The following is a 5,599-nucleotide window of genomic DNA, read 5'->3' as shown; positions in this document are numbered from 1 at the left end:
GGCGGCGGACCGCCGATGGGCGGCGGCCCCGGCTACGGCTTGCGCGGCGAAGACCTGGAAAAAATGCGGATAGAACGCGCGTACAAACAAGTTGCGGCGGTGCAAAGCGCGAGCACCGCTTTTTTGGATTTGCTCGTCAAAAACGACGAATTCGCCAAAGCCTGGTTGTTGGAGAAATTCAACCCCTGGTTGGGCAAGGCCGGTGTGTTCAAAGGGCGTTAGCGCCAGCCAGGGTGCGCGGGCCTAGGCTGGTTCTGGCTGCTCCCGCTCGGCCGGACTCGCCGCCCAGCGCGCCCGCAAGCGGTCGCGGTGCATATACAGCCACTGCAAGGCCAGAATTGGAATTCCGGATTCTATAGAGCCGTCTTCCAGCATATCGAAAGCTTGTTCGGTCTTGACCGCGAAGACGCGGATGTCTTCGTCCTCGTGGTCCAGGCCGTGAACGCCGCCGATGCCGCGGCTATCGACTCGGCCGCAGAACAGGGTGATCAATTCCGACGAGCCGCCCGGCGTCGTGTAGAAACGTTTGACTTCGATCAGATCCAGAATTTCGCAGCCGGCTTCTTCGAGCGCTTCGCGGTAGGCGACGTCCTCGGCGGTCTCGCCGTCCTCGATCGCGCCGGCGACGATTTCGATTTGCCAAGCATGGTTCGGCCTCAGGATGGCGCCGACCCGAAATTGCTCGATCAACACCACTTCATCCCGGTCCGGGTCGTAAAGCAAAACCGCCACGCAGTTGCCGCGCCGAAACAACTCGCGTTGCAAGGGCCGGCTCCAGCCGCCCCGATACAGCGTGTGCCTTACGTGGTATTGTTCCAGCCGAAAAAATCCCTCGTAGACGGTTTTGACGTCCAGCACTTCGAATTGATGTTTGCTCATCGGCCGTAGCTCACCCGGTAGATGACGCCAAGCTTGTCGTCGCTAATCAGCAAGCTGCCGTCGCGGCCGACGATAACGTCGTTCGGCCGGCCCAGCACTTCGCCCGACGCGGTCAGCCAACCACTAATAAAGGCTTGTTCGTTATAAGGATGACCGCCGCTGAATTTGACGACGTCGATCTGGTAGCCTTGCGGTTGAGTCCGGTTCCATGAACCGTGTTGGGCGACGAACAATTGCCGGAAATACTGGTCGGGGAACTGTTTGCCGGTGTAAAAGCGCATACCCAGCGGCGCGATATGGGCTTTGTATTTCCAGGCCGGCGCGATAAAACTGTTGCATTTTTTGTCGCCGGCCAGTTGCGGATCCGGGATGGTGCCGGCGTGGCAGTATGGGTAGCCGAAGTGTTCGCCGGGCCGGCTCCATTCGTTGAGTTCGTCGGGCGGCAGGTCGTCGCCCAAATAGTCGCGGCCGTTGTCGTTAAAGAACAAATGATCGGTGCGGGTTTCCCAGTCGAAGCCGACCGTGTTGCGAATGCCGCGCGCCAGGATTTCGAAGTCGCTCCCGTCCGGATTCAGGCGGACCAGCGCACCGTAGATCGGCTTGCCGGGATCGCAGATATTGCACGGCGCGCCGACGGCGGTATACAGCTTCCCGTCCGGACCGAAGCGCAGATACTTCCAGCCGTGATGGCGGTCTTCCGGGAAATCGTTGTAGACCACTTCGGGTTTGGGCGGGTTGCTCAAGCGCTGTTCGATATTGTCGAAGCGGATGATGCGTTGAATTTCCGCGACGTACAAAGAGCCGTTTTTAAACGCCACGCCGTTCGGCAGGTTTAATTGTTGGGCAATTTGGAATTTTTGCTCGGCCACGCCGTCGCCGTCTCGGTCTTGCACCGCGAATACATTGCCGTCGCGGCTGCCGACGAACACCGTGCCGTTGTCGCCGAGCGCCAATTGCCGGGCATTGGGTACGCCGTCGGCAAAAATGCTAATCTTGAAGCCGGCCGGCAACTTGAGCTGGCTGAGTACCGACTCGTAGCCGCGATCGGCGGCGTGGGCGGCGCCGATCGTCGCCAAAACCAGCCATAGCGCTTGGATTATTTTCATTTTTATACCCCAAAATAAACTTTTCGCAGATGGTAACACTCTATAAGCTTGAATTTAATTTTTAGGCGCCCCACATTAATCACCACTCAACAACGATAAAGGAAAGTCACACCATGACGAGAATACTGCTGTTTTTGGCCACCAACGTGGCCATCATGATCGCGATCAGTATCATTTTTAGCGTCCTCGGCCTGAAGGGCGCGTTGGATGCCCAAGGCGTCGACCTGAATCTGGAAGGCTTGCTGGCGATGTCGGCGGTATTTGGCATGACCGGTTCCGTTATTTCGTTGTTCATGTCCAAATGGTCGGCTAAAAACGCGATGGGCGTGCATGTGATTGATCGTCCGCAAAACCAGACCGAACAATGGCTGCTGGAGGTCGTTTCCCGCCAAGCGCAAAAGGCCGGTATCGGCATGCCCGAGGTTGGGATTTTCGACGCGCCTGAACCCAACGCCTTTGCGACCGGCGCCAACCGCAACGACGCATTGGTGGCGGTCAGCACCGGCTTGCTGAGAGCGATGAGCGCGGACGAGGTGGAAGCCGTGGTCGGCCACGAGATCAGCCACGTCGCCAACGGCGACATGGTGACGATGGCCCTGATGCAAGGCGTGGTCAACACCTTTGTCTACTTCTTCGCGACCATCATCGGCTACGTCGTCGACCGGGCCGTGTTCAAGACCGAACGCGGCTACGGTCCGGCCTATTACATCACCCAGATGATCGCTCAGATCGCGTTGTCGATTTTGGCCTCGATGCTGGTGATGTGGTTCTCGCGTTACCGCGAATTCCGGGCCGATGCCGGCGGCGCCAATTTGGCCGGTCGGCAGAAAATGATAGGTGCGTTGCGAGCCTTGCAGCGTTCGCACGAGCCGGCGCAATTGCCGGGAGAACTGGCCGCGTTCGGCATTAACGGCGGCGGGGTGCAGCGCTTGTTCATGAGCCATCCGCCGCTCGAAGAGCGCATCGAAGCCTTGCAAAACATGCGTTAACCGAAGGGAGGCCGCGCCGGCTAGCCGGCGCGGCTTTTTAATGTCCAATCGTCGCTATATCCGCTTCCGTTTAAACCTGAGTTACGATCAATACTTGGCGGTTTACCAGGGCCACGCCAAAACCGTCACCACCTTGAGCGACGACGGCCGCCGGGTGGTATTTCCGGCCGGCAATGTGCAACGCTATCTCACCAAATCCGGCATTCAGGGCCATTTCGAAATGGAACTGACCGAGGCCAATAAGTTCGTTTCAATCAAAAAACTCGCTTAGGCCAAACGGGCGTAAACCGGTGCCGGCACGTCCGTTGCCTCGAAATGTTCGCCCTGCACCAGACCGAAGCCGGTTTGACGGGCCAGCGCGGCGTTCTGTTTGTCGGCGATGTCGAGCAAAATGCCGCGACCGCCTATCGAGTCGACCAAGCCGTTCAATTGGCGCAGTTTCTCCAATAAGCGGCTGTCACGAATCCGTTCCAGTTCGCCGGCCGACAAGCACACGAAGTCGGCGGCGGCTCGGGCCAGTAAATCCAGTGCCGCCCGATCCAGGGTCGGATAATCGAATTTCAACGCCACCCGATAACCGCGCGCTTGATAGTTTTGCAAGCCTTTCAGTAGGGTTTGGTAGTAGCGGGCGTAAATCCGGTTCACGGTCAAGACGATGGCGACGTTGCCGGTTTGCAGACCGCATTTGACGATGACTTCCTCGAAATACGCGCCGTGGTCGGTTTTGACGCCGAGGATGTGGCGGGGATCGACATCCAGAAACAAAATCTCGTCCAGATGCGCTTCGGGCAAATAATTCAGCATGTGCACCGCGCGCGACAGCCGGTCGAAATTGACGATGCTCTGCGGCGGCGGCTCCGGATTCAGTAGCGCGTCGACTGCGGCCGGCGGCGGGCTTGAAGCCGGATTGGCGCTGATTTGCAGTTGGGCCATGTGGCCGACGCGTCGCGCGCTGCGCAAGGTTTCCCGAACCGGGTTTAATTGGCTTGCCAGTCGAATCGGTCCGAACGAGGCTTCCACCCGGCCGTCCCGCAGCACAAACGGCCGAAACCCGCTGTTGTGTTCCTGTTCCAGCCGGTCGTTGAAATATTCCACCAGTTGCAGTAATGGCATGGTTGTCTCCTGACTATGGGGGCAAAAGGGCGTACTCGATGGGTTTTGTTCGAGGCAACAGGTTGCGCGACCGGCTATGCCGATCCGCATTTAACGGCGTCCGAATCTCTGATGCACCGGTTGAAATGGCGTTTAGCGACACGCCACGGAACCGACAGCGGCCAAGCGTCCATCGAATAGGTGGCTTAGCGTAGCGGCGGTTTTGAATTAAATAAAACGATATGTTTTGATGAGTTCATCTGTATATTCGATAAACTTGGGCGGGCTACCGGGGCCGGTGCGCGCGGCGACCATGCAACATCCAATATCGACGCCAAGACCGGCCGTGGCGTCAGCGGCGCTAGCCCGGCGCGCCGGGGTCCAGCAATTCGATCCAGTGGCGAACCGGAAGCGTCGCCCGCTCGCGCAAGTGCAGCCAGCAGCCGATGTTGGCGGTGACGATGACGTCCGCCGCGCCGGCTTGCAAGGTCGTTAGCTTGGCATCGCGCAAGCGTTCGGCGATTGCCGGTTGCAGCAGACTGTAGCTGCCGGCCGAGCCGCAGCACAGATCGGCGTCGGCGACCGTCGCCAGTTCGAAGCCCAGGCCCTTCAGCAAGCACTCGACGATACCGGGCAGGCCTTGGCCGTGTTGCAGCGTGCAGGGCGAATGTACCGCTACCCGGCAAGTCCGGATCGCCAAGCGGCTCAGGTCTTCTCCGCTAAGCAGCTCGGCGATGTCGCGGGTCTTGGCCGCGACCGCCGCCGCCTTCGCGGCGTAATCCGGGTCGTCGGCCAGAAGTCGGCCGTAGTCCTTGAGCGTGACTCCGCAACCGCTAGCCGTGGAAACCACGGCTTCGGCACCGGCTTGCAACGCCGGCCAGCAACGATCGACAGCGGCGCGCGCCATCGCCAACGCCTCGGACTGAGCGTCCAGATGGTGGGGCAGGGCACCGCAGCAACCGGCCGGCAACGAAACGGCGCTGATGCCGAGACTATCCAGCACCCGAGCCGTCGCGGCGTCGATGCGCGGCGCCAAGGCCGGCTGCAGGCAACCTTGCGGGATCAACACCCGCCGTTGATGACGCGGTGCCGGCCACGTTTCGGCGGCTTGCCGGTCCGGCAGTTTCGCGCGCAGAAATCCGGGTAACCACGGCTTGAGCCGCCGCGCCGCGCCGATCAACCAAGCCACCCGGCGCGGATAGGCCAGCGCCGCGACCAGCCCGCGTCTTAGCCAGCGTTGGCGCCGCGGACGTATGCCTGGTTTAGCCATCAGCTCGCGGCCGATGTCCAACAATCGGCCGTATTCCACACCGGAGGGACAGGCCGTTTCGCAGGACCGGCAAGTCAGGCAACGGTCAAGATGGCTCAGACCGGCGGCGTCGGCCGCGCCGGTTTCCAGGGTTTGCTTGATCAGATAAATCCGGCCGCGCGGCCCGTCCAATTCGTCGCCCAGCAGGCGGTAAGTCGGACAAACCGCATTGCAAAATCCGCAATGCACGCAAGCGCGCAGCAGTTGCTCGGCGACGGCGCCTT

General features: G+C 60.4%; 7 protein-coding genes. 3 read left to right on the top strand and 4 right to left on the bottom strand.

Annotated elements, in window-relative coordinates; translation table 11 throughout:
• Window positions 1-222 (top strand): hypothetical protein (locus A1355_RS25670; RefSeq protein ID WP_197471752.1); only part of this gene is annotated, 222 nt, incomplete at its 5' end.
• A gap of 21 nt (window positions 223-243) precedes the next feature.
• Here the strand turns inward: A1355_RS25670 and A1355_RS08630 are convergent.
• Both A1355_RS08630 and A1355_RS08625 read right to left on the bottom strand, forming a co-directional pair.
• Entirely contained in the window at window positions 244-879 is a 636-nt protein-coding gene (locus A1355_RS08630) for an NUDIX domain-containing protein (RefSeq protein ID WP_064027052.1), read from the bottom strand.
• Window positions 876-1,985, bottom strand: a complete 1,110-nt coding sequence (locus tag A1355_RS08625; RefSeq protein WP_064027050.1) for a PQQ-dependent sugar dehydrogenase — start codon at window positions 1,983-1,985, stop codon at window positions 876-878. The genes A1355_RS08630 and A1355_RS08625 overlap by 4 nt, the downstream gene beginning before the upstream one ends.
• A gap of 113 nt (window positions 1,986-2,098) precedes the next feature.
• On the opposite strand from A1355_RS08625, the gene htpX reads away from it, so the two are divergent.
• Both htpX and A1355_RS08615 read left to right on the top strand, forming a co-directional pair.
• Window positions 2,099-2,974, top strand: a complete 876-nt coding sequence (gene htpX / locus A1355_RS08620; RefSeq protein ID WP_064027048.1) for a protease HtpX — start codon at window positions 2,099-2,101, stop codon at window positions 2,972-2,974.
• 40 nt (window positions 2,975-3,014) lie between these two features.
• Entirely contained in the window at window positions 3,015-3,245 is a 231-nt protein-coding gene (locus tag A1355_RS08615; RefSeq protein ID WP_064027046.1) for a DUF2835 domain-containing protein, read from the top strand.
• Here A1355_RS08615 and A1355_RS08610 read toward each other — a convergent pair.
• Together A1355_RS08610 and glcF are read right to left on the bottom strand one after the other, a co-directional pair.
• Window positions 3,242-4,087: a hypothetical protein gene (locus tag A1355_RS08610; protein ID WP_064027044.1), complete on the bottom strand. Its 846-nt coding sequence runs from the start codon at window positions 4,085-4,087 to the stop codon at window positions 3,242-3,244. The two genes, A1355_RS08615 and A1355_RS08610, sit on opposite strands and share 4 nt — an antisense overlap.
• A 340-nt stretch (window positions 4,088-4,427) precedes the next feature.
• A partial coding sequence (gene glcF / locus A1355_RS08605) for a glycolate oxidase subunit GlcF (RefSeq protein WP_064027042.1) occupies window positions 4,428-5,599 on the bottom strand: 1,172 nt, incomplete at its 5' end.

It is taken from the genome of Methylomonas koyamae (assembly GCF_001644025.1).
Lineage (GTDB): Bacteria > Pseudomonadota > Gammaproteobacteria > Methylococcales > Methylomonadaceae > Methylomonas > Methylomonas koyamae_A.
The sequence above is the reverse complement of the archived record's forward strand: the minus strand, read 5'-3'. Positions and strand labels throughout refer to the sequence as shown.

Excerpts from the sequence above, each read along its gene's own strand:
- A1355_RS08630 (WP_064027052.1), bottom strand. The coding sequence starts at position 879 with ATGAGCAAACATCAATTCGAAGTGCTGGACGTCAAAACCGTCTACGAG.
- A1355_RS08625 (WP_064027050.1), bottom strand. The coding sequence starts at position 1,985 with ATGAAAATAATCCAAGCGCTATGGCTGGTTTTGGCGACGATCGGCGCC.
- htpX (WP_064027048.1), top strand. The coding sequence starts at position 2,099 with ATGACGAGAATACTGCTGTTTTTGGCCACCAACGTGGCCATCATGATC.
- A1355_RS08615 (WP_064027046.1), top strand. The coding sequence starts at position 3,015 with ATGTCCAATCGTCGCTATATCCGCTTCCGTTTAAACCTGAGTTACGAT.
- A1355_RS08610 (WP_064027044.1), bottom strand. The coding sequence starts at position 4,087 with ATGCCATTACTGCAACTGGTGGAATATTTCAACGACCGGCTGGAACAG.